This window comes from Chryseobacterium paludis, assembly GCF_025403485.1.
Classification (GTDB): domain Bacteria; phylum Bacteroidota; class Bacteroidia; order Flavobacteriales; family Weeksellaceae; genus Chryseobacterium; species Chryseobacterium paludis.
Map to the genome: position 1 here is coordinate 1307433 of NZ_CP099966.1, position 23306 is coordinate 1330738.

Sequence of the window (23306 nt, forward strand, 5' to 3'; positions counted from 1 at the left end):
ATCCCACATTACTGTGGGATTTTTTATCTGTTATTTTGCTCCGGGAGGGCAGTGTTCTTTTAAATATTTTGTAAACAATGTTGCCAGGTGCAGTGATGTTCCTTCTCCTTCACTAATGGAGTGTGTTCTGTTAGGGTAGGACATCAGCTGGAACTGTTTATTGTATTTTACCAGTTCATTGACATATACCTCTGTATTTTGGTAGTGTACATTATCATCTCCTGTTCCGTGAACCAATAAAAGATTTCCTTTCAGGTTTTTAGCATAAGCGAGGGGAGAACCATTCACAAAATCTTCTCTGTTTTCCTGTGGAAGTCCCATATATCTTTCCTGATAAATATTATCATAAAATAGTTGATTCGCTACCGGAGCAATTGCTATTCCCGTTTGGTAAATATCCGGATACTGTCCTAAAAGATTCAGTGTGGAAGAACCTCCGCCACTCCAGCCCCATACGGCAACTCTGGAAGTATCTACATAAGGCCATTTAGCAAATAAAGCTTTAGCTCCCATTGCCTGATCACGAATATTAAGCTGTCCTATTTTACGGTAAACAGATTTTCTCCATTCGCGTCCCTTTGGAGCCGGCGTTCCTCTGTTCTCAAGAGAAACATATAAATACCCGTCCTGAGCCATATCACCAATATATAAACCATTCCAGCCTGTATAGAAGCTATCTGTTACTGTTTGTGCTCCAGGTTCTCCATAAACCGTGAAAACAATCGGATATTTTTTATTCGGATCAAAGTTTTTAGGTTTTACCACCCATCCATCCATCGTCACCCCATCCTGTGTTGTGATCTGGAAAAACTCTGCTTTAGATTTTGAAGGATCTGCTTTTGCAGAATTTTTTGCAGCGACCAATTCTTTATGATCGGGAAGTGATATCACGGCTCCAACTGAATGTCCGCTGACGCTGCTATTATTAAACATCGCCAGTTTTCCATTGGGTGATATTGCATATTTATTAGAGCCTGGATAAGCTTCAGGCGTTATTCTTTCTGCCTTTCCTCCGTTCATGCTCACTTTGTATAAATATTCCTGGGTAGCATTATTTGGTGAAGCTAAGAAGTAAATAAGTTTGTTTGGAATATCAAAAAACTCTGGCTGTATCACATCAAAAGCATCTTTTGTAATCAGCGTTTCTTTTCCGTTCATATCTATTTTATAAATATGTCTCCAGCCATCTTTTTCAGACAGCCACAGGAATGATTTACCATTCTCTATCCAGTCCCAACCACTAGGGTCGTTGTCATTCCATCGGGATTTTATATCAATCCATGCGGGATCTGTTTCAGTATAAATAGTCTTACTGCTTCCAGAATTGGCATCAGCAACAACAATCTTACTTTGATTTTGTTTTCTGTTCAGCTGTTGCAGGATAATGGATTTGGAATCCAATACCCATTCCATTCTTGGGATATAGTTTTGTACTTCATCGCCTGCAATATTGGCCTTCTTTGAAGATTTAGCAGCTAAATCGTACAACCAAATACTGCAACCAGAGGGATTTTCTCCAACTTTCGGATATTCTACAGGAACGGTAAACGAATACAGACTATCTGTATTATTGATCATCAGGAAATTTTTAGTGCTGCGTGCATCTAATTTCCAGTAAGCAATTTTACTTCCATCCGGAGACCATCTGAAACCATCCTGAGTACCAAATTCTTCCTCATAGGCCCAGTCGAAAGTACCATTAATGATTCTGTCAGTACCATCATTGGTGATTTTACTTAACTGATTGTTTGAAAGATCTTCAATATAGATATTGTGTTTAGATACATAGGCAACCTTTTTACCATCCGGAGAGAACTTTGCAAACATAAGAGAAGATTCTGGTAATCCCTTTCCAAGCTGTGTAAGCTTTTTACTGTTTTTATTAAAAATCCAGTAATCACCGCGTGTATTATCCCGCCAGACTTTCTTAGTATTAGCAAAGAATAATAAACTTTTCTCATCCGGAGATACCTGAAAACTCTGTACTTCTAAAGCTTCAGAACTTCCGGAAGGAATTAATTCGCTGTTACCTAAAAAAGACTGATTTTTTCCGGGATTCAGTAAATCAACGATTTCGATCCCATTTTTAGTAAAAGAATAATAAGCGTTACCATCAGGTGTCCATTGTGTTTTTTGCGCAGCAATTGGCGATAAACACAAGAAGTATAATGCAATGTAAATTAGTTTTTTTATATCTTTCATATAAGGTATTTAATTAAGCTAAATGTTCTGTTCTGTAGTTTTCAATTTCCGCAACGGTTTTAATCAGACCATTTCCTAAAAGCCTGTATCCGTCATTGGTGATCAGGAAGTCATCTTCAACGCGTACTCCTCCAAAATTTCGGTATTCATTTACTTTATCATAATTAATAAAGTCTGCATTTTTATTTTCAGCCTGCCATATATCGATCAATTCCGGGATCATATAAATACCCGGTTCAACCGTTACAACAAATCCCGGTTCTAACGCTTTCCCTAAACGCAGAGATTTAAGCCCGAATGTTTGGGTATCCTTTGGTTCTTCTTCGGTATATCCTATATACTGTTCGCCCAGGTCCTCCATATCATGAACATCCAAGCCCATCATATGACCCAGCCCACATTGGAAAAATAAAGTATGAGCATTATTTTTAACGGCTTCTTCAGGGTTTCCCTTCATTAATCCCAGGTCAATAAGACCTTCCACCAGATATTGGGAAGCTTTTAAATGGATATCCTTAAATTTTACTCCAGGTTTCAAAAGACGTTGCGCATTCTCAAAAGCGTTTAAAACAACTTCATACATTTCTTTTTGTTTGGTAGAAAAAGTAGTATCTACAGGGAATGTACGCGTTAAATCACCAGCATATCCCATTGCTGTTTCAGCTCCGGAATCATTAAGGAAAAGATCTCCGCTTTTCAAAGTATTGAGGCGATAATGATTATGAAGTATTCCTCCATTTATAGTAACAATGGGTTGATAAGACATTTGACATTCTTTATTTGCAGCAAGGTATTGAATAGCATTTGCTATTTCATATTCTTTAACACCTGGTTTTACCATACGCATTGCTAATAAGTGCATTTCATTAGATACATTGATAGCCAGTTCTATCTGTTCTATTTCCTGAGCTTCTTTTACAGAACGTTGTTTTACGATTGCTTTGATCATTTCAACAGAAGGCTGCAATTCTGCTATTTTAATTCCAAGAAGTTCACCCAATAAAATTTTATTGGAAGACTGGTAGGGAGGAAGATAATGTACCTTTCTGTTAGAAGCCTGCGCTTTCTGAATATATTTAGCAAGTTCTGTATAGGGTAAAGTTTCCTGCACACCTGATTTTATACTTTTCTCTTTCAGTGTTTCCTGTCTTCCCATCCACACAATATCATCAATACTTAATTCATCCCCGAAAATAATGGTCTTATTTTCATCAATGTCAATAACTGCAGCAATCCTTGGTTCCTGAATTCCGAAATAGTATAAGTAAGTACTGTCCTGACGGAAATAATAAGGATTGTGCTCAAAGTTCACAGGATTTTCTATATTTCCCAAAAACAATAAAATTCCACTGCCCATATTGGCTTTTAGTGCGGTTCTTCTTTCTTGATAAGTTTGTGCTGAAAACATATGATAAATACTTTTATTTAAAGGTTTAAAGTTACAATTTTGTACTATTTATGATGGGTTTGTTTATAAAAAATAAACAATATATAAAGTTGGGATTTTAATATGATATTCAATGTTTATATTTTGCTTAAATTCGGTAATATTTTAACATATTATATTCTCCACTAACATAAAGTATTAATATTATATGAAAAGTCTCCAGTTTTCAGTTCCTGCCAATACCAGTAAAAGCATTCGTATTCAGGAAGATATAATGACTAATTTTTATCCTTATTTTCATCGTCATGATGAAACTCAGATCATGTGGATTGTAAAAGGTCACGGAACATTGGCCATCGAACAAAGCCTTTTTAATTTTGAAGCTGGTGATATTTTCTACCTAGGATCTAATCAGTCACACGTCTTTAAAGCAGACTTTAATAAAGATGAAAAGCATAAAGTTCATTCGGTATCCATTTTCTTTGATCCTTATAAAAAGATTGCCGGGGTTTTTGATCTACCCGAATTTGAAGAGCTTAAAAATTTCATAACTCATTCGGAATTTGGATTTCAAGTATCACATGAATTAAAAGCCGAAATAGGCAATGAAATCACAGAATTACAAAAATTAATGGGTATTGATCAAATCATAAACTTTGTAAAGATCTTAAGCCATCTGATGCAAAACAGACATTTACATATTCCCTTATCTACAGGAAAAAATTTACCCAGTCATATTTCTGATAATGATAAACGGATTATAAATGCACAAAACTATATCAAGAAAAATTTTGCCGAAAATAAGCTGACACTTGACAATGTTGCAAAAGAAGCCTGTATGACGCCACAAGCTTTTTGCAGATCTTTTAAAAAACGTACTGGCATTACTTATATTGAATATCTTAATGATTTACGCGTACAACGTGCATGTAAGCTCTTAACATCTTCAAACATGTACAATATCTCGTCTGTTGCTTTCAATAGCGGATTCAATAGTCTGACTAATTTTAATCGTGTTTTCCGGATGATTATGAAATACTCACCTAAAGAATATCTGAAGCGATATAAAGAAACAATTATGGACTAAATTCGTAACGTGTTAAAATATGGTCATTATCCATTAAAATATTAACATTTATGGATTTAAAATTCCGGTAGTTTTGAATAAACATAATTTAATATGAGTACAAAACTTAACTGGAAAGGTATTTATCCAGCCGTATTAACACCTTTCACAAAAGAAGGTGATATAGATTTTGAAATGTTCGCTAAAAATACTGAAGCTCAGATTAAAGCTGGTGTCCATGGGATTATCCTTGGGGGAACATTAGGAGAAGCAAGCGTATTAGAAACAGAAGAAAAGTTTGAACTTTTAAAATATGCAAAGGATATTACCGCCGGAAGAATTCCTGTTATTCTCAACCTTTCTGAAAATACAACGAAAAACGCAACAAATTTCGCGAAAAAAGCAAAAGAAATAGGTGCAGACGGATTAATGTTGCTTCCGCCTATGAGATATAAGGCAGACAGCCGTGAGGTCGTAGAATATTTTAAAGCAGTTGCAATGGCAACAGATCTTCCTATCCTTATTTACAACAATCCCGTTGATTATGGGATTTATGTAACGCTTGATATGTTTGAAGAGCTTATAGCTTATCCTACTATTCAGGCGGTGAAAGAGTCTACAAGAGATTTAGCAAACGTGACCAGAATGATCAACCGCTTTGGTAAAAGAATTAAAATCCTTGGTGGAGTCGATACCATTTGCCTTGAAACTTTAATGCTTGGAGCTGACGGCCTTGTTGCAGGTTTGGTAGATGCATTCCCCAACGAAACAATGGCCATGTATAATCATGCTAAAGCTGGAAATTATGATAAGGCCATTGCCATTTACAGATGGTTCATGCCTTTATTAGAGCTGGATATTCATCCTAAACTGATTCAATACATTAAACTTGCAGCAACCGCAGAAGGAATAAGTAACCCCTATGTCAGAGCTCCAAGACTGGAGCTGTATGGTGCCGAAGCCGAACAGATCAATAAGATTATTTCGGATGGTATAGCCAATCGCCCGGCATTAGATTAACATCAGAAATAAAAACTATGATTGAAGAAACATCAAAAGAAATTATTGATCAGAGGATTCAGATGGCAACGGATGCTTATCAGTTTCTGAAGAATACGACAATAAAAGAACGTGCAGTGTTTATGAATACTGTGGCGGATAAAATTGAAGCTTTAGGAGAAGAACTCCTGATGACAGCTCATGAAGAAACGTCGTTACCTTTAGCAAGACTAACCGGTGAAAAGTCAAGAACAATAGGGCAGTGGAGAAGTTATGCAAAAGCAGTATCAACAGGAATTTATACAGAAGCAAGGATTGATCTTTCCCAACCTGAAAAACAAAAGGGGGATCTGAGAAAATACAATATAGGAATAGGTCCTGTTGTTGTTTTCGGAGCCAGTAACTTCCCGTTTGCATTTTCTACAGCAGGAGGAGATACAGCGAGTGCTATGGGTGCGGGAAATCCTGTACTTGTAAAAGTTCATCCAGCTCATACCAAGACCTCACAAATAATGGCTGATGCTATAACAGCTACTGTAAAGGAACTCGGATGGCCGGAAGGTGTATTTAGTCATATTACCGGAACATCTAATGATATTGGTGCTTACTTAACGAAACACAAAGACATAAAAGCGGTAGCATTTACGGGTTCATTTAATGGCGGAAAAGCCTTGTTCGATTTAGCGAATCAACGTGAGGAACCTATTCCCGTATTTGCAGAAATGGGCAGTATCAATCCTGTGTTTGCTTTTGAGCATTTACTGAAAAACAGAGCAGAAGATCTGGCAAAAGAATATGCATCTTCCTTAACATTAGGCGTTGGACAGTTTTGCACTAATCCAGGTGTTTTTATTGCATTAAAAGGAGAAAGCCTGAATAGATTTATCACGGCATTAAAAAATGAAATTCCGGGTATTGCTCCTGTCAATATGCTTCATAAAGGTATCTTTGAAAACTTTGAAAAACTGAAGCGTATTGCTTCTACACAATCGGAAGTGGATGTAATTACAGAAGTAAATGCAGAAGCAAATGAATGGCAGGGACGAGCTATTGTTGTAGAAACTACGGGAAAGAATTTTATTAAAAATAATATTTTAAGTGAAGAAGTTTTCGGCCCGTTCGGTATTATTGTAGCCTGTGAAACACCGGAGGAAATACTACAGATTGCTCAACATTTGAAAGGACAGCTCACCATAACCATAACAGCTACAGAGGAAGATGTACGTCAAAATATTAAATTGATTAATATTTTGAAAGATAAATGCGGTCGGCTTTTATTCAATGGGATGCCGACCGGTGTCGAAGTCGTTTACGCCATGCAGCACGGAGGACCTTTTCCATCAACTACCGATGCGCGTTTTACATCGGTAGGACCGGATGCTGTCAAACGATTTGTCCGTCCTATTTCTTTTCAGAATTGGCCGGAGGAATTTTTACCGGAAGAATTAAAGAATGTAAATTCATTGCAGATCAGCAGAATTGTTGATGGTGAAATTCATTCAGGATCATTAAAATTATAACCAAGATGAACAGAACTTTTTTTTGCATAGATTCCCATACCTGTGGTTGCCCGGTACGTCTCGTAGCAGGTGGTGGACCCATTCTGAAAGGAAATTCAATGATGGAACGCCGACTTCATTTCATGAAAGAATATGACTGGATTCGTAAAGGATTGATGTTTGAGCCGAGGGGGCACGATATGATGAGTGGAAGTATCCTTTATCCTCCAATTGATGAAGCTAATGATATCGGCGTTTTATATATTGAAACCAGTGGATGTCTTCCTATGTGTGGACATGGAACGATAGGAACCGTAACAATTGCTATAGAAGAGGGTTTGGTCGTTCCAAAAATTCCCGGAAAATTAAGACTTGAAACCCCAGCAGGACTGATCTTGATCGATTATGCTCAGGAAGGAAAGAAAGTAAAGTCTGTAAAATTAACGAATGTAAAATCTTTTCTTTACGCAGAAGATCTGGAAGTAGACTGTCCGGACTTAGGATCCATAAAAGTAGATGTAGCTTATGGTGGAAACTTTTACGGCATTATTGATCCTCAGGAAAATTTTGGAGATATTTCCGATTTTACAGCAAGTCAACTCATTCATTATGGAAAAATAATCAGAAAACTCCTCAATGAGAAATACATCTTTACCCATCCAGAAGATGAAAATATTTTTGGATTAAGTCATATCCAGTGGACCGGTACACCTACAGATCCTAAAGCGAGCGGAAGAAATGCTGTTTTAGTTGGTGAAAATGCTTTGGACCGTTCACCTTGTGGTACAGGAACCTCAGCAAGAATGGCTCAATGGTATGCTAAGGGGAAATTAAAAGAAGGGGAAGAATTCATCCACGAAAGCTATATCGGTTCTCAGTTTATCGGACGGATAGAGGGAACGGAAACCGTTGATGGAAAATCAGCTATTATCCCTTCGGTTGAAGGTTGGGCAAGAATTACAGGGTATAACCATATTATTATCGACGATGAAGATCCTTATTGGTTAGGATTTCAGGTTATGTAAGCAAACAAATGACACAAAATAAAGGAAAAGCACTGGTTATTGGTGCCGGAATAGCAGGACTCAGCTCTGCATATTACCTCTTAGAGAAAGGCTGGCAGGTAGAAATCCTGGAACAAAATGATCTCACCAATAATTGTTCATACGGCAATGCGGGAATGATTGTTCCTAGTCATTTTACCCCGTTGGCAGCACCTGGAGTCGTTGCTCAGGGAATACGCTGGATGTTTGACAGTAAAAGTCCATTTTATGTAAAGCCCTCATTAAGTCCACAATTAATATCCTGGGGAATCAAATTTTTAAAACATTCTAATCAGAAACATGTTGATCGCTCTGCTTCTGCAATCAGAGACCTTAATTTAGCCAGCAGCCAGCTTTATAACCAAATTGCCCAAAAAGAAGAATTTGATTTTGAGCTTACTCAGAAAGGCCTTCTAATGCTATATAAAACAGAAAAAGTAGCTGAAGAAGAGATAGAGCTTGCTCATACAGCGGTTAAATTGGGTTTATCTGTTGATATCCTTGACCAAAAAGGGATCGAGGAACTGGAACCGAATATTAAACTGGATATTATTGGTGGCATCAATTATAAATGTGATGGCCATATGAATCCGGTGAAACTGATGAAACAACTGATTACTTATCTTAAAAATAATGGTGTTGTTTTCCATACTCAACATAGAATTACAGGATTTGAGACCCATGGAAAAAGAATTAGAGCCGTTATTGCTAACGGTGAAAAATTCACAGCTGATCAATTTGTGATGACAGGAGGTTCGTTTCTTCCTGAACTGGCAGAAAAAGTGGGTATAAAAATTCATTTGATGCCCGGCAAAGGGTATTCATTTATGCATAAACCGGAAAATCCAGACAATAGGATAGAGCGAGCCGCTCTTTTACTGGAAGCAAGAGTAGCTGTGACTCCTATGGGTGGGCATATCCGATTTGGAGGGACTATGGAATTGGCACCCCATCATCGTAGTAAAATTAATATGAATCGGGTAGAAGGGATTGTACAGTCTATTCCGAAATATATGCCCGAATTTCAGATCGAAACACCTAAGGAATCTGATATTTGGTTTGGCTACAGACCTTGTGCTCCTGATGGGCTTCCTTATTTGGGAAAGGCATCAAAACTTGAAAATTTAATTATTGCAGGTGGTGGTGGAATGATGGGATTAAGTCTGGGACCTGTTTTTGGAAGAACAGTTTCTGAAATTGCGGATGGCCAAAAGCCAACTGCAGATATCAGCTTATTTAATCCTCAAAGATTTAGCTGATCTGATACAATAGGCACACCAAATTTTTTAATATATGAAAACAAAAAATGTACTTACAGGCTATCTATTGAAGTTAGTTTGTTTAATCAGCTTTGTATTCTTCTATGCTTGCGAAAGCAGAGACATTACACCAGCCAGAGATGAATCACCTACAGCAGGTAAAACTGCTGCTGTAACCTCTTACACCAGCGGACAGAAACAGCACGATTTCTCCTCCAGTGCGGGAGGAACAAGAAGTTACTACCTATCTGTACCTGAAAATTATGATAGTGAGAAGAAGTATCGCCTTGTCTTTGTTTTCGCAGGAACAGATACAACAGGACATGAAATGCAACAATGGATGGGACAAGGATGGAACTCCAGCACCCCCGGTCTTGAAAAATTAATGGATAATACCATATTTGTTTATCCTGATCAGGAATACACTTGGGATGGTGATAAAGGTTGGGCTATGGGAGATTATGCTTCACCTTATCAGGGATCGGAAGATATCCAGTTTACCAAGGAACTTTTGAATCTTATCAAATCAACCTACTCGATTGATCAAAACCGTATTTTTGCTACCGGACACTCTTGGGGTGGAGATATGACTAATGTTACTGCTTATTTCTTAAATGGAGTATTTAAGGCTATTGCTCCGGTTGCATCTAACAGACCATTCTGGTTTAAAAATAGTAATGGTAATTATGTTGCTAATTCTAATTATCATGGAAACACAACTGTGTGGATTTTCTTTGGCCTTGGTGACGATCATTTTGGTAACACCAGTCCTAATGGACTCTTCGGAAAAGAGCAAGCAGATTTCTGGAGACTGAAAAACGGAACAAGCAACAATCCAACATCTACATCAATTGGCAGTGGTAATGATACGACAAAGACCTATAGCGGCGGTACAGCAGATGTAAAACTTACGCTTTATGCAAGTGGGCAGTATTCAGGAGGAGGTAACTCTCTCTTAGGTCACCAACCACCGGATTATTACTTCAAAGCTGTAACCGACTGGTTCAAAAGTTTCTAACCCATTAACCACTCCAACTATTATAGCATAACAAAAAACAAAATTCCCCTCCCTCGGAGGGGTAGCAAATCAAAGATTTGACGGGGTGGTTACTACTATATCGAATATAAAAATAATTTTGAGTTTTGGATGATGTTTGGGCTTAATGATCAGCAATGATCTTAAGCCCTTTTTTTAATAGTTATTCTCACATTTTCATCACTTAATTCTCGGTATTTTGATGTATTTTTATGGGCTTAAAAAACTTCATTATCCTTATGCAATATAAAGACGATTCGATCACCATACGTGAATTTACAGCTCAGGAATTAACTTTGTTCTTATCACTCTTTGAAAACCCAAATGTTACTCAATTTCTTCCCTATAAAAGTAACGAAGAATATATAAAAACGTTTCAAAAATCATTGTCAGATTATCATGAAGGACCATTCAGCAGATGGGGTATCTTTAATACTGAAGATAATGACTTTGTGGGAATGTGTGTCGCAAGAGTTTTTGTGGACAATCCTGAACAAACAGAAATTGGATATGTTGCCAATGAAAAGTATTGGGGAAAGGGCGTAGCCACTAAAATATGCAAAGCACTTGTTGACTATTGTGTTTCACTAAATGACAATAGAGATATTGTTGCTGTTACTGATCTTGATAATATAGGATCTCAAAAAGTTCTTACAAAGAATGGATTTATCCGAATAGAGAATTTAGTACGGGAAAACGAGGTGGTAGCTTACTTTATATTTCAGAAAGATTAAATGAGAAATGGTTAATCGCAAAGACGCTAAAATCTTTAAAATCATAACGTTTTTAAGGCGCAAGGATTTTTATCTTCGATAAAAATTTAAAAATTTCTGCTTAATCCGCTAAATCTGCGAGATAAAAAATCTTTTTTTAACCACAAAAGTCACAAAAGCCTTTATTTTAAACACTTTAGAACACTTAAGTTTTCCTAAGCTAAATGAATAACGTTTTAAAGATCACAGAAGAAGAAAATCAAAGATTTTCAAAAAACTAAAGTGTACTTATTATTCGCAAGGCTTTTCACTTAAAATAACTTAAGTGTTATTTAAATAGAAACAACTTCTCGATACGGTTTTCCAAAACCTACTCGAAGGGACGAATCGAGCCCTCAGTATAAACCCTGCCGAAAATCTTTGATTTTCTTGCGCCTTAAAAACAGCATTCTAAAGAAACCTTTGCGATTAACCAATGACTCGCTATAACAAAGTTCGAAACTTATCTTAACCTAAAATGTTATTAATTCCCTTGTTTTAAACGGTTAGCCAAAGCTCTCTTATTCACATAATAATTTCTAATACCTGTAGAAATTTGCAACGAATAATCTGTCGTTGTATATTCTTCTTCTTTGAATTTTATGACATTGGCACCCGATGGAACATCCATAAAAAACTGATTGAACGATTCAGGAGAATAATTAAGTCTTGTTGTACTTGCTTTAAAATCACCTAAAGGCAGAGTTACGCCTTTGCTACTCACTGATGCATTCCCATGACACGAAATACATGATGATATTGAATTATCAATAGGCCCGTTTAACCTTCCTCCCAATCCATGATATTTGAGATAAGCTGCTGTTTTGTCTTTTTTCTCAGAATGTATTAATGAAGCATTAATAAAAGACTCTTTAAGTTCCTCATTAATAAATGCACCATCACGATGTATATCTTTTGTTATCCCTGAGTCGTTTCCCCAACTTAAACCAACAGGAACCATTCTATCCCAAACCGTTTTCCCTTTACCTGACCCATCATACATAAATGTCCCGTATACCCAACCTGTTTTTAATGCTCTCTTATCTTTAATTGCAATATCGATCTGAAGCAGTCTAACAGTTCGATCAGTTCTTGTTTTATCTGTACACTCTGCATTAGGATTGTATGAATAAATATTAGCTTTCCATTCCAGGGTATTTTTTAGAAAAGGGACTTTACTGAGAGTCCCGTCCGTAAACAACAATTTAAAGCTTACTGTTCCTTCCGGAAAGTTTGATTTTCCAGGAGCCGGATTCTGGTTGGGAGCAGGCCAAACTTGGCCTATTGTATAGCCTCCCGGAGCGTTATACATTCCTACTGCCCAATTTTCCAATTCGATGTCCTGTTGATCGTGTATTTTATATTTTGGTGTGGCAAACTCCCTTGTCAGGCCGTGAATATATTCACGTCCATTTCCTATATATTCCTTATTCAGGTACTTTCCATCATCATCAAGCCATGGGGCATGGTACCACTTTCTTATTTTATTTTCCTGACCTCTAAAATCAACCTCTCGGTTACCTTCCAAACAATAATTCAAAACCGTTTGCATGTAGAGCTCGGGTTCTTTTTTGAAGTCGATACTTTGCCATGGATAATTTTCTACAACCAATGTTTTTGGATAATCCTGGCTAAGCTCAAACGTTTTCATTCCCGATGGGGGAGTATAATTTGCATTATAGCTAGGAAACAAAGATTGAGTATAGGTGATCTTTTTCGTTGTGGAAATACCTTTGGATGGATTAATATTTTGGATGGATTGTTTGCAGCTGAATAAAATAATAAGCAGTATTAAAGTGCTTAAAAAGCTAAATTTTTGTTTCATATATAGTTTGATTTTAAATTCAAATCCTTCTATAACACAGTTTTATAAATCTTTATTCCATTATGAAAAATACATCTTTTTAAAATGAAAAAATGCAACGACCAGGTTAAGTTTATCGAAAAACAGTTAAACGAAGGCAATAAACTTTTAAGGGTATCATGTTTTTAAAACGCAAAAGTCGCAAAAGTTTTTTGAGACACTTTACAAAACGTAAGAAAGTGTAAAATCTACTGCACAATAAAGAACACATAAACAGAAAATCAAAGATTTTCAAAAAGACTTAAGTATTCTTCCTATACAACAAGAACACGCCCAATCTGAAAAACATTTCAATAATAAAAGAAAATGTTATAACTTGCGTCTATTATGATGTCCAAACGTTGCAAATATGCTTTAAAAGCAATGGTCAGATTAGCAAGAAATTACAATCAAGGCTTTTTGTCTACATCTATTATTGCACAAGATGAACATATTCCAAGAAAATTTTTAGAGCAAATTCTTTTAGAGTTAAAGAGAGTAAAACTTGTTAATAGCAAACAGGGTAAAGCAGGTGGATATTACTTACTTAAATCCCCTGACGATGTTTCTTTAGCTGACATTTATAGAATCTTTGATGGTCCTATAGCATTGGCTCCGTGTGTATCCTTAAACTTCTATGAACCATGTGATGATTGTGTGGATGAGGAAACCTGTTACCTTAGAAAAGAATTTATTATCGTTAGGGAAAAAACCAGGAAAAGCATGATGGAGGCCACTCTGACTTCGTTTATGAAAAAAAATTAGTTTTTTTTAATTTTAAATCCTACTAATTTGGTAGGACTAATAGGATTATATATATTTGCAGGAATAATTTCAATCCCAAATGGAAAATAATCTTAAAAAAGAATTCGAAGAACTGCTTGAAAAAGCATCTGACAATACGATTAACACAGACTTTCTACAAGTAGTTGTAGAAAAGTTTCCGGGTAAGGTCATTTTTTCCACCAGCTTTAGTTATGAAGATCAAATTGTAACTCACTTGATCAAAAATCTAGACGTGGATATTTTCACATTGGATACAGGAAGACTTTTTGAACAAACTTATGAAACCTGGACAGCCAGCAGAGCTTTTTTTAAAAAAGAAATCAAAGCCTATTATCCCGACACAGAGGAAATAAGAGAGTTTGTTTCTCAAAACGGACCCGATTCTTTCTATCAATCCGTGGAGCAGAGGAAAGCATGTTGCACAATCCGCAAAGTACATCCTCTGAAAAAAGCATTGCAGGGATACAAAGTTTGGATCACTGGTTTAAGATCAGAACATTCTACCAACAGACAGAATATGCCACAATTGGAGTGGGATGAGGACAACCAGATCATCAAATTTCATCCATTGCTTCACTGGACTTCAGAGCAGGTTTTAGAATATGTTCAAATGTATCATTTACCGTATAATTATTTACATAAAAAAGGATTTGTCAGTATTGGATGCGAGCCTTGTACAAGGGCAATAAAAGAAGGAGAAGATTTCAGAGCGGGCCGCTGGTGGTGGGAAGACGCGAATAAAAAAGAATGCGGACTACATATTCATAAATAAAAAAGAAAACATGTCAATATATCATTTAAATTACCTGGATCAATTAGAATCCGAATCGATTTACATCTTACGGGAAGTAGCAGGACAATTTGAACGCCCTGCCTTATTATTCAGTGGTGGAAAAGACAGTATTGTTCTGGCTCATCTGGCTTCAAAAGCATTCCGCCATGGAAAAATCCCTTTCACATTTGTTCATGTGGATACCGGGCATAATTTTCCGGAAGTTTTAAGCTTCAGAGATCAGCTGGTTAACGAACTTGACGTCAATCTTGTCGTGCGTAAAGTTGAGGATACGATCAGGAAAAAAGGCTTAACAGAACCTAAAGGTAAATTTCCCAGCAGAAACTGGCTACAGACTTATACGCTACTCGATACGATAGAAGAATTTGAGTTCGATGCCTGTATAGGAGGTGCCCGCAGGGATGAGGAAAAAGCCCGTGCAAAAGAAAGAATTTTTTCTGTTCGCGATGAATTTGGACAATGGGATCCTAAGCTTCAACGTCCTGAGCTTTGGAATATTTTCAATGGAAAAGTGCAGAAGGGAGAGAATGTAAGGGTTTTTCCCATAAGCAACTGGACTGAACTTGACATCTGGAACTATATCCGCAGAGAAAAAATTGCACTGCCTTCCATTTACTTTTCGCATGATAGGGAAGTGGTCGACCTCAATGGTCAGTGGATTGCCAATTCTGAACATGCTTCGTTAGAAATTCATGATTTTGTCACTACAAAAAAGATACGCTACCGTACAGTGGGAGATATGACCTGTACTGCCGCCGTTGAATCTTATGCTTCAACAATAGATGGAGTCATCGAAGAAATTGTGGCAACAAGGATTTCCGAACGTGGAGAAACCAGAATTGATGACAGGGTAACGGAAGCTGCAATGGAAGACCGGAAAAAAGGAGGCTATTTTTAATAAGTAATGAATCATAAGCAATGAGTAATTAAAATGGAAGCCGATCATATTACTCATTACCCATTATTTATTGCTCATAACTCATGTTTTACAACTCATAACTCAAAAACGAATGGATATTTTAAGATTTATAACAGCAGGAAGCGTAGATGACGGTAAAAGTACCCTTATCGGAAGACTGCTGTACGATAGCAAAAGTATTTTACAGGATCAGCTGGAAGTACTTGAGAAACATTCTAAGAATAAAAACGAAGACGGGGTAGACCTAGCTCTTTTAACCGACGGTTTACGTGCTGAAAGAGAGCAGGGAATTACCATTGATGTTGCTTACAGATACTTTTCAACCGCCAAAAGGAAATTTATTATCGCTGACGCTCCCGGCCATGTACAATATACCCGTAATATGATTACAGGAGCTTCTAACTCTGATCTGATGGTCATTCTTATTGATGCCCGAAAAGGAGTGATCGAACAAACGAGAAGACACTCTATTATAGCCTCATTGCTTAAACTGAAAAAAGTAGCGGTAACCATTAATAAAATGGATATGGTTGATTATTCACAGGAAGTATTTGAAACGATAAAAGCTGATTATTCAAAAATTGCAGATAGTCTTGGTTTAAAAGATGTGAGCTATTTCCCCATCTCTGCGCTTAAAGGGGATAATATTGTTTCCCTGTCATCTAAGACAGACTGGTATGAAGGAAATACTCTTTTAGACTATCTAGAACAGGTAACCCTTCATGACGAATTAAATAGTGGAAGCCGCTTCCAGGTTCAATATGTGATCCGACCTCAAACAGAAGAATTACATGATTACAGAGGATATGCAGGACAGATATTAAGTGGTCAGTTCAGGAAAGGGGATAAAATTCATATTCTTCCAGCAGGTTCAACCAGTGAAATTGCTAAAATCGAGATCAATGGAATTGAAAGCAATGAAGCATTTGAAGGGCAGCCCGCGGTAATTCATATAACAGAAGATCTGGATATCAGTAGAGGCGATCTATTTGCGACAGGAGAACAGCTTCCCATTATCGAAAAAGATCTTGAAGTTCTTTTATGCTGGCTTGATGTAAAATCATTACAACCAGGCAATAAGTATTTGCTACAGCAAAACAGCAGGTTAGTAAAAACAGTAGTAAAGACAGTAGATTATAAGATCAATGTCAATACACTCATACAGGAAAAAGCTGAAGGTGAGATCAAACTGAATGAAATCGTTAAAGTTACCCTAAGAACAGCACAGCCTCTGGTTTACGATAGTTTTATAGATAATAAAAGAACAGGATCTGCAATTTTGGTGGATGAAACCTCCAATTCAACTGTTGCAGCATGTATAATTCAATAAAAAATGGCAGTATACAATAACTTAATTGACAAAATCCGTAATAACAAACAAAGTAATAGTCACATTTCTTTTGATAAATCAAAGGCTAAAAATTTTGTTAAGCATTTGTACGAAGTACTTTTTATTTCTGAGAGAGAAGATATAGCAGATCAGTTGGAAGAAAATTTCGCCAAACTGTATGGCAGCCTTTTTTGTCTGATCAACAGCATAACTGATGATGAAGAAATTACTGAAGTACAAACAGACCGTTTTTTTGAGGCTTTGCCTGAAATATATGATCAACTGATTCAGGACGCTCAATCTATTTTGGAATTTGATCCTGCAGCAGATTCTCTGGAAGAAATACTTCTTGCTTACCCGGGATATTTTGCAACCTATGTTTATCGTATTTCCCATCAGTTTTGGAATCAGGAATTAAAAATATTGCCTCGTGTCATTTCAGAATATGCACATAGCAAAACAGGAATCGACATTCATCCGGGAGCGGTGATCGGAGCGTATTTTTTCATCGATCATGGAACCGGGATCGTCATTGGAGAGACCGCTGTCATTGGAAATCACGTTAAACTTTATCAGGGCGTAACCCTTGGAGCTTTGAATGTTTCCAAAGAAAAAGCCAACAAAAAAAGGCATCCTAATATCGAAGACCACGTCATTATTTATTCAGGAGCGACCATTTTAGGAGGAAATACAACCATAGGCAAAGAAAGTATCATCGGCGGTAATGTATGGATAACGCAAGATGTTCCTTCCAACTCCTTGGTTTATAATAAAAGTGAAATAAGAATAAAGGATAATAACATGTTGCCGGAGTCACTCAACTTCGTCATTTAAAATAGAAAATAAAAATTGTATTGGTATGAAATTTCAGAACGCACTAGAAACGATTGGAAATACGCCAGTCGTAAAAATTAACAAACTCTTTGATTCGGAACACGAAGTCTGGATCAAATTGGAAAAGGTAAATCCAGGTGGAAGCATCAAAGACAGGATTGCCTTAGCCATGATTGAAGATGCAGAAGCTAAAGGATTATTAAACAAAGACAGTACGATTATCGAGCCTACCAGCGGAAATACAGGAATAGGACTTGCTTTGGTTGCTGCCATAAAAGGATACAAACTTATTCTCGTAATGCCCGACAGTATGAGTATAGAACGCCGTAAAATTATGGAAGCTTACGGTGCTGAATTTGTACTGACCCCAAGAGAAAAAGGAATGAAGGGTGCCATTGAAAAGGCTAATGAACTGGCAGAGGAAATTCAGAATTCATGGATCCCAAAACAATTTGACAACCCTGCTAATGTAAAAGTCCACACCAAAACCACAGCACAGGAAATCATAAAGGATTTTCCAGACGGTTTGGATTATGTAATCACAGGAGTAGGAACAGGTGGCCACATCACCGGAATTGCAAAGGTTTTAAAACAAAAATACCCCAATATCAAAGTGATCGCTGTAGAACCCGAATTATCTCCAGTGCTGAGTGGTGGAAGTCCTGCGCCACATCCATTACAAGGTTTAGGAGCTGGATTTGTTCCATCCATATTGGATATTACTGTTCTCGATGGTGTCATTACTGTGGGCAAGGAAGAAGCTTTTAAATATACGCTGGATGCAGCAAAAAAAGAGGGCCTCTTTGTTGGAATATCTACCGGAGCTGCTTTAGCTGCCATTGCTAAGCATCTGCCAGAAATAAAGACTGGATCTAAAATTCTAACCCTCAATTATGATACTGGTGAAAGGTATCTGTCCATTGAAGGGCTCTTCTAACTTCTTCAACTAACACAGATTTTCAATGAATACACATTTAAAAACACCTAAGGTTTACCTTATCGGTGCAGGACCCGGCAACCCCGATCTGATCACAGTAAAGGCAGTAAAAGCAATTGCTAAAGCAGATGTTATCTTATGCGATCGTTTGGTAAGCCCTGAGATCTTAGAGACGTATGTAAATACATCTACAGAAGTGATCTATGTAGGTAAAGAATGCAGTAAAAATGCATCAACACCTCAATCTCGCATTAATACTTTAATGGTAGACTATGCACGTCAGAATAAAACGGTTGTAAGGCTAAAAGGGGGAGATGTATCCATATTTTCTAATATTCTCGATGAATTACAAACTTTGAAGGAAAATCATATTCCATACGAAATTATTCCGGGGATTACTGCTGCTTTAGGTGCTGCCGCGTATGCAGGAATGCCTCTAACAGCGAGAGGATATGCTACATCTGTTCGATTTTTAACCTATTACAAGTCGGAAATTCTTACCGCTGAATATTGGAAAGAACTTGCTGCCACGAACGACACCCTTGTTTTTTATATGTCTAAGGGCAACCTTACTGATCTTGTTGAGAAGTTTATACACCTGGATATTTCAAAAGAGAAAAAAATTGCAATCATTGAACAGGCTACAACCCCTTATCAAAAGGTATACACTTCTTCTTTCGATGATTTTGAAGTAAACTTTTCGGACAAAACCTTTGCCTCGCCTTCACTCGTGGTTATTGGTAAAATAGTCAACCTGCATGAGAAATTTTCATGGCTGAAAAATACGGAAGAAGAAGGTCTTTATTTTAAATCAGTCGTGAATGGAAGCTTAGTACCAAAAAATCAAAACTTTTTCGAATATGCTGTCTGAAACAAAATTTAATATATTAAAACAAATATCAGGTGATTTCTCCAGAGATGAAACCATCTGGGCAAGTGGCTACCTCGCTGGTCTTGTGGCTGATCCTTCAACTTCGGTTCAGCCACCTCAACAACTGATTCATACAGATCAGATCGCAGTAAAGAAAATTACACTGGCTTATGGTACAGAAACCGGAAACAGCAAGAAACTGGCTACAGGGATTGCAGGAATAATTAAGAAAAAAGGGGTTCAGGTTAAGTTAACTGACCTTTCCCAATATAAACCTAAAGACCTGAATAAAGAAGAATTTTTCTTTGTGATCATAAGTACACAGGGCGAGGGTGATCCCCCGGTTCTGGCTAAAAAATTCTACGATCATATTCATGAGAATGAAATCGATCTCACTCATCTCAAGTTTGGGGTTTTGGCATTGGGAGACAGCAGTTATCCTTTGTTTTGTAAAACAGGAGAAGATATAGATTACCGCTTTGAAACATTAGGTGCTCAGCGGATAATCCCATTGAAAAAATGTGATATTGATTATGAAGAAGAAGCTGGTAACTGGATAGAACATATCTTTGAAACGGTAAATAAAACCACTCAGAATAGTATAAAAAATACTTCGGCACCAAAAACTTCAACAGGCAGAAAAAAATACCATGGAAAGGTTTCAACAATCATCAATCTGAATGATATTACTTCTGAAAAAGAAACCTATCATATAGAAATTGAAACCGAAGAAGCACTGATTTATCATCCAGGGGCAGCTTTGGGTATTTTACCAATCAATTCGAAATCTGTAGTAGAAGAAATTATTGAACTGACAGGAATTGATCCTAAAAAACAGATTGAGACATCAAAAGTCACCGCCAATGTAGAGGAACTTCTGTACAAACATCTTAATATAAGTTATTTACTTAAAACCGTCGTTGCTCAATACGCAAAGATCACAGGCCACTCAATTCCGGAAGTCCGCTTGGGTCTTATCGACCTGCTTCGGATCTATCCGGTGAAAAATGCTGGCGAATTTGAGCAGGTCATTCCGATCTTAACGGGTCAGTCACCCCGTCTGTATTCTATTTCTTCTTCTTTGGAAGCTCATGGTGAAAATGAGATTCATATTACTGTTGCCAAGTCAGAATTCTTACTTGATGATCAGAAACAAAATGGCCTATGCAGTGGATTTCTCAGTGGATTTACGGAAGGAGAAAGTCTTGAATTTTATATTCAGGAAGCCGGACATTTCAGATTGCCTGAAACAGATAAAGATATCATTATGATTGGGCCGGGAACTGGCATTGCTCCTTTCAGATCATTCCTTTGGGAGCGCGATGCAATAGGAGCAGAAGGAAGGAACTGGCTATTTTTTGGAGACAGGAATTTCATCTCAGACTTTCTTTATCAGTCAGAAATGATTGATTTCCTGAAAACAGGAACACTAACCCACCTAGACATGGCATTCTCCAGAGATACAGCCGAAAAAGTATATGTTCAACATAAACTGAAACAAAAAGCTCAGGAAGTATTCTACTGGCTTGAAGGCGGAGCATCTGTTTATGTATGTGGTACTAAAGAACCGATGAGCGGGGATGTTGAAGACACCCTTTTGAATATTATTCAGGATCAGGGAAAACGCAGCAAAGAAGAGGCTCTAATTTATCTCGAAGAAATGGAGCTCAATGGCAGATATGCTAAAGATGTTTATTAAATCAAGTCAGTAAAATTAAAAGAAAACAGTTATGAGTAATAAAGATAACCTTTCGCCGGTAGAAAGGATTAAAACCGGTAGTAACGGACTCAGAGGGACTTTAAAAGAGAGTCTTTCGGATGACTTCACAGGATCTATAAGAGAAGACGATCAAACTCTGATCAAGTTCCATGGAATGTATCAACAGGACGACAGAGACAGAAGAGAAGAACGCGTAGGTAAAAAATTGGAATGGCTTTATTCTTATATGATCAGGCTAAGGCTTCCTGGAGGCTTTTTAAATTCCGAACAATGGATCGGATTGAATAAAATTGCCGAAGATCATTCCACAGGAACCATAAAAATAACCACAAGACAGACGATTCAGTTACATGGTATTTTAAAATCCCATTTAAAACCAACCATACAGAATTTCAATCTGCAACATCTCGATTCTATTGCAGCCTGTGGTGATGTGAATAGAAATGTAACCTGTACAGCAAACCCTTCAGAGTCACCATTACATCAGGAAGCTTATGAGCTTGCCGGTAAAATAAGTGAAATGTGCCTTCCAAAGACAAAATCATATTATGATATCTGGATTGATGATGAACTAATTGTCGATAGGAAAGTTGAAGAAGATCCTCTCTACCAAGACAGATACCTTCCCCGAAAATTGAAAATAGGAATTGCCATTCCGCCCAATAATGATGTGGATGTATTCATCAATGATATCGCATTGATTGCCATCATTGAAAACAATCAGATCGTAGGATATAATATTGCTGCCGGAGGCGGATTAGGGGCAACTCACGGAAATGAAGCTACGTATGCCCGTCTGGCTTCTCTATTAGGGTTTGTGGATACGGAAGAGAAAGTTTTAAAAACCGTATATGAGATTATTACGGTACAGCGAGACTTTGGAAACAGAAATGATAGAAAACTTTCAAGATTAAAATATACGATCGATAAACTGGGAATTGATGGATATAGGGCTGAAGTTGAGAAAAGAACAGGTTTTGCTTTTGAACCTGCCAGAACATTCAGGTTTGAGCAAAGAAAAGACCGTTACGGCTGGATACAAAATCATGAAGGAAAATGGTTCTATACTGTGTTTGTTGAACATGGAAGAGTTTTAGACATCGAAAAATATCCTTTAAAATCTGGGTTATTAAAAATTGCAGAAGCAGGCAAAGTCAACTTCCGTTTTACCTGTAACCAAAACTTAATTCTTGCAGATATTAAAGAAGTGGATAAGCCTGAAGTTGAAAATCTTCTGAAAGAATTTGGAATTTCAGACTCTACTGAAGGTGCCAGTGCTCTCCGTAAAAATTCAGTTGCCTGTGTGGCATTAAATACTTGTTCATTAGCATTGGCTGAAGCACAGCGTTATCTGCCTTCTTTAGTGACTAAAATAGAACCGATGCTTGAAAAATATAGCCTTTTACAGGAAGATATTACAATAAGAATGACAGGATGTCCCAATGGCTGTGGAAGATCTCCTAATGCAGAAATCGGATTTGTGGGAACAGCCTATGGAAAATACAATCTTCATATTGGTGGGGACAGACTAGGAATGCGTCTCAACACCAAATTCAAAGAAAATATCGGCGAAGAAGAGATCCTGGAAACGCTGGATGAACTTTTTGGAATTTATGTAAAGGAGAAACTTGCTGAAGAAACATTTGGAGATTTTTCATATCGATACTTACAAAACTTAAATTAATGAAGCTCCTAAAAATTCAAACACATCATCATTATGCTCTTATAAAAACTAAAATTGAAAATATGACCCATCTTATTGACCAACATAAAAAAACTAAGAAATTCGATCATCATCTTTTAGGTATGCGAATGTGTATGTGTTGTTGATTTTTAATCAATAATAACATTAAAACTATTTAAACTGATTTAAACTGATTTAAACTACAAAACTCCTAAAAACTTTTATTTTAATTACTTACATACACTTACTGTACGTAAAGCTTTTAACGTAAAATCTCCCAAGTATAATAACTTTTGTAGTTCAAAATTCATCCTCCAACAATCTCCCTTATCAAAAAAAGTTTAAA

The 23306-nt window shown here is 37.0% G+C and carries 19 protein-coding genes; 16 read left to right on the forward strand and 3 right to left on the reverse strand.

Annotated elements, in window-relative coordinates; translation table 11 throughout:
- Positions 1 to 30: 30 nt before the first annotated feature.
- Positions 31 to 2202 carry a S9 family peptidase gene (locus NG806_RS05630; RefSeq protein ID WP_261512293.1) on the reverse strand — a complete coding sequence of 724 codons (2172 nt, stop codon included), beginning with the start codon at positions 2200 to 2202 and terminating at the stop codon, positions 31 to 33.
- Positions 2203 to 2215: 13 nt separating this feature from the next.
- A complete protein-coding gene (locus NG806_RS05635; RefSeq protein WP_261512294.1) occupies positions 2216 to 3610 on the reverse strand; it encodes an aminopeptidase P family protein in 1395 nt (464 codons plus the stop codon).
- A gap of 187 nt (positions 3611 to 3797) precedes the next feature.
- Between NG806_RS05635 and NG806_RS05640 the strand changes: the two genes are divergently transcribed.
- The 7 genes from NG806_RS05640 (at position 3798) to NG806_RS05670 (ending at position 11225) form a co-directional block, all read left to right on the forward strand.
- Complete coding sequence (locus tag NG806_RS05640) at positions 3798 to 4676, forward strand: AraC family transcriptional regulator (protein WP_261512296.1); 879 nt, start codon at positions 3798 to 3800, stop codon at positions 4674 to 4676.
- A 93-nt stretch (positions 4677 to 4769) separates the two neighbouring features.
- Positions 4770 to 5675 carry a dihydrodipicolinate synthase family protein gene (locus NG806_RS05645; RefSeq protein WP_261512297.1) on the forward strand — a complete coding sequence of 302 codons (906 nt, stop codon included), beginning with the start codon at positions 4770 to 4772 and terminating at the stop codon, positions 5673 to 5675.
- A 17-nt stretch (positions 5676 to 5692) separates the two neighbouring features.
- Positions 5693 to 7174: an aldehyde dehydrogenase (NADP(+)) gene (locus NG806_RS05650; protein WP_261512298.1), complete on the forward strand. Its 1482-nt coding sequence runs from the start codon at positions 5693 to 5695 to the stop codon at positions 7172 to 7174.
- Positions 7175 to 7179: 5 nt separating this feature from the next.
- Complete coding sequence (locus NG806_RS05655) at positions 7180 to 8178, forward strand: 4-hydroxyproline epimerase (RefSeq protein ID WP_214824725.1); 999 nt, start codon at positions 7180 to 7182, stop codon at positions 8176 to 8178.
- An 8-nt stretch (positions 8179 to 8186) separates the two neighbouring features.
- Positions 8187 to 9455: an NAD(P)/FAD-dependent oxidoreductase gene (locus NG806_RS05660; protein WP_261512299.1), complete on the forward strand. Its 1269-nt coding sequence runs from the start codon at positions 8187 to 8189 to the stop codon at positions 9453 to 9455.
- Positions 9456 to 9489: 34 nt separating this feature from the next.
- The gene (locus NG806_RS05665; RefSeq protein WP_214824719.1) at positions 9490 to 10473 is read left to right on the forward strand and encodes an alpha/beta hydrolase family esterase; all 984 of its coding nucleotides are present in this window, start codon (positions 9490 to 9492) and stop codon (positions 10471 to 10473) included.
- 257 nt (positions 10474 to 10730) lie between these two features.
- A complete protein-coding gene (locus tag NG806_RS05670) occupies positions 10731 to 11225 on the forward strand; it encodes a GNAT family N-acetyltransferase (protein ID WP_261512300.1) in 495 nt (164 codons plus the stop codon).
- A gap of 502 nt (positions 11226 to 11727) precedes the next feature.
- Here the strand turns inward: NG806_RS05670 and NG806_RS05675 are convergent.
- Positions 11728 to 13068: a hypothetical protein gene (locus tag NG806_RS05675; protein ID WP_261512301.1), complete on the reverse strand. Its 1341-nt coding sequence runs from the start codon at positions 13066 to 13068 to the stop codon at positions 11728 to 11730.
- A gap of 366 nt (positions 13069 to 13434) precedes the next feature.
- Between NG806_RS05675 and NG806_RS05680 the strand changes: the two genes are divergently transcribed.
- The 9 genes from NG806_RS05680 (at position 13435) to NG806_RS05720 (ending at position 22960) form a co-directional block, all read left to right on the forward strand.
- Positions 13435 to 13851, forward strand: coding sequence for an RrF2 family transcriptional regulator (locus NG806_RS05680; RefSeq protein WP_214824711.1), 417 nt, complete (start codon positions 13435 to 13437; stop codon positions 13849 to 13851).
- A gap of 79 nt (positions 13852 to 13930) precedes the next feature.
- Positions 13931 to 14644, forward strand: coding sequence for a phosphoadenylyl-sulfate reductase (locus tag NG806_RS05685; RefSeq protein WP_261512302.1), 714 nt, complete (start codon positions 13931 to 13933; stop codon positions 14642 to 14644).
- Between the two features lie 10 nt (positions 14645 to 14654).
- Positions 14655 to 15563, forward strand: coding sequence for a sulfate adenylyltransferase subunit CysD (gene cysD, locus NG806_RS05690; protein ID WP_261512304.1), 909 nt, complete (start codon positions 14655 to 14657; stop codon positions 15561 to 15563).
- Between the two features lie 112 nt (positions 15564 to 15675).
- The gene (locus NG806_RS05695; protein WP_261512306.1) at positions 15676 to 16914 is read left to right on the forward strand and encodes a sulfate adenylyltransferase subunit 1; all 1239 of its coding nucleotides are present in this window, start codon (positions 15676 to 15678) and stop codon (positions 16912 to 16914) included.
- A gap of 3 nt (positions 16915 to 16917) precedes the next feature.
- Positions 16918 to 17748 carry a serine O-acetyltransferase EpsC gene (epsC, locus tag NG806_RS05700; RefSeq protein WP_261512307.1) on the forward strand — a complete coding sequence of 277 codons (831 nt, stop codon included), beginning with the start codon at positions 16918 to 16920 and terminating at the stop codon, positions 17746 to 17748.
- Between the two features lie 25 nt (positions 17749 to 17773).
- The gene (gene cysK / locus NG806_RS05705; protein WP_261512308.1) at positions 17774 to 18685 is read left to right on the forward strand and encodes a cysteine synthase A; all 912 of its coding nucleotides are present in this window, start codon (positions 17774 to 17776) and stop codon (positions 18683 to 18685) included.
- A gap of 25 nt (positions 18686 to 18710) precedes the next feature.
- Positions 18711 to 19556 (forward strand): uroporphyrinogen-III C-methyltransferase, encoded by an 846-nt coding sequence (cobA, locus tag NG806_RS05710; protein WP_261512309.1) that lies wholly within the window; start codon positions 18711 to 18713, stop codon positions 19554 to 19556.
- The gene (locus tag NG806_RS05715) at positions 19546 to 21255 is read left to right on the forward strand and encodes a diflavin oxidoreductase (protein ID WP_261512310.1); all 1710 of its coding nucleotides are present in this window, start codon (positions 19546 to 19548) and stop codon (positions 21253 to 21255) included. Before cobA ends, NG806_RS05715 begins: the two co-directional genes overlap by 11 nt.
- Positions 21256 to 21286: 31 nt before the next feature.
- Positions 21287 to 22960, forward strand: coding sequence for an NADPH-dependent assimilatory sulfite reductase hemoprotein subunit (locus NG806_RS05720; RefSeq protein ID WP_214824690.1), 1674 nt, complete (start codon positions 21287 to 21289; stop codon positions 22958 to 22960).
- Positions 22961 to 23306: the final 346 nt, after the last annotated feature.

Excerpts from the sequence above, each read along its gene's own strand:
- NG806_RS05635 (WP_261512294.1), bottom strand. The coding sequence starts at position 3,610 with ATGTTTTCAGCACAAACTTATCAAGAAAGAAGAACCGCACTAAAAGCC.
- cysK (WP_261512308.1), top strand. The coding sequence starts at position 17,774 with ATGAAATTTCAGAACGCACTAGAAACGATTGGAAATACGCCAGTCGTA.
- NG806_RS05715 (WP_261512310.1), top strand. The coding sequence starts at position 19,546 with ATGCTGTCTGAAACAAAATTTAATATATTAAAACAAATATCAGGTGAT.
- NG806_RS05720 (WP_214824690.1), top strand. The coding sequence starts at position 21,287 with ATGAGTAATAAAGATAACCTTTCGCCGGTAGAAAGGATTAAAACCGGT.
- NG806_RS05665 (WP_214824719.1), top strand. The coding sequence starts at position 9,490 with ATGAAAACAAAAAATGTACTTACAGGCTATCTATTGAAGTTAGTTTGT.
- NG806_RS05655 (WP_214824725.1), top strand. The coding sequence starts at position 7,180 with ATGAACAGAACTTTTTTTTGCATAGATTCCCATACCTGTGGTTGCCCG.
- NG806_RS05650 (WP_261512298.1), top strand. The coding sequence starts at position 5,693 with ATGATTGAAGAAACATCAAAAGAAATTATTGATCAGAGGATTCAGATG.
- NG806_RS05640 (WP_261512296.1), top strand. The coding sequence starts at position 3,798 with ATGAAAAGTCTCCAGTTTTCAGTTCCTGCCAATACCAGTAAAAGCATT.
- NG806_RS05630 (WP_261512293.1), bottom strand. The coding sequence starts at position 2,202 with ATGAAAGATATAAAAAAACTAATTTACATTGCATTATACTTCTTGTGT.
- NG806_RS05670 (WP_261512300.1), top strand. The coding sequence starts at position 10,731 with ATGCAATATAAAGACGATTCGATCACCATACGTGAATTTACAGCTCAG.
- NG806_RS05695 (WP_261512306.1), top strand. The coding sequence starts at position 15,676 with ATGGATATTTTAAGATTTATAACAGCAGGAAGCGTAGATGACGGTAAA.
- NG806_RS05685 (WP_261512302.1), top strand. The coding sequence starts at position 13,931 with ATGGAAAATAATCTTAAAAAAGAATTCGAAGAACTGCTTGAAAAAGCA.
- cobA (WP_261512309.1), top strand. The coding sequence starts at position 18,711 with ATGAATACACATTTAAAAACACCTAAGGTTTACCTTATCGGTGCAGGA.
- NG806_RS05680 (WP_214824711.1), top strand. The coding sequence starts at position 13,435 with ATGATGTCCAAACGTTGCAAATATGCTTTAAAAGCAATGGTCAGATTA.
- NG806_RS05660 (WP_261512299.1), top strand. The coding sequence starts at position 8,187 with ATGACACAAAATAAAGGAAAAGCACTGGTTATTGGTGCCGGAATAGCA.
- cysD (WP_261512304.1), top strand. The coding sequence starts at position 14,655 with ATGTCAATATATCATTTAAATTACCTGGATCAATTAGAATCCGAATCG.
- NG806_RS05675 (WP_261512301.1), bottom strand. The coding sequence starts at position 13,068 with ATGAAACAAAAATTTAGCTTTTTAAGCACTTTAATACTGCTTATTATT.
- epsC (WP_261512307.1), top strand. The coding sequence starts at position 16,918 with ATGGCAGTATACAATAACTTAATTGACAAAATCCGTAATAACAAACAA.
- NG806_RS05645 (WP_261512297.1), top strand. The coding sequence starts at position 4,770 with ATGAGTACAAAACTTAACTGGAAAGGTATTTATCCAGCCGTATTAACA.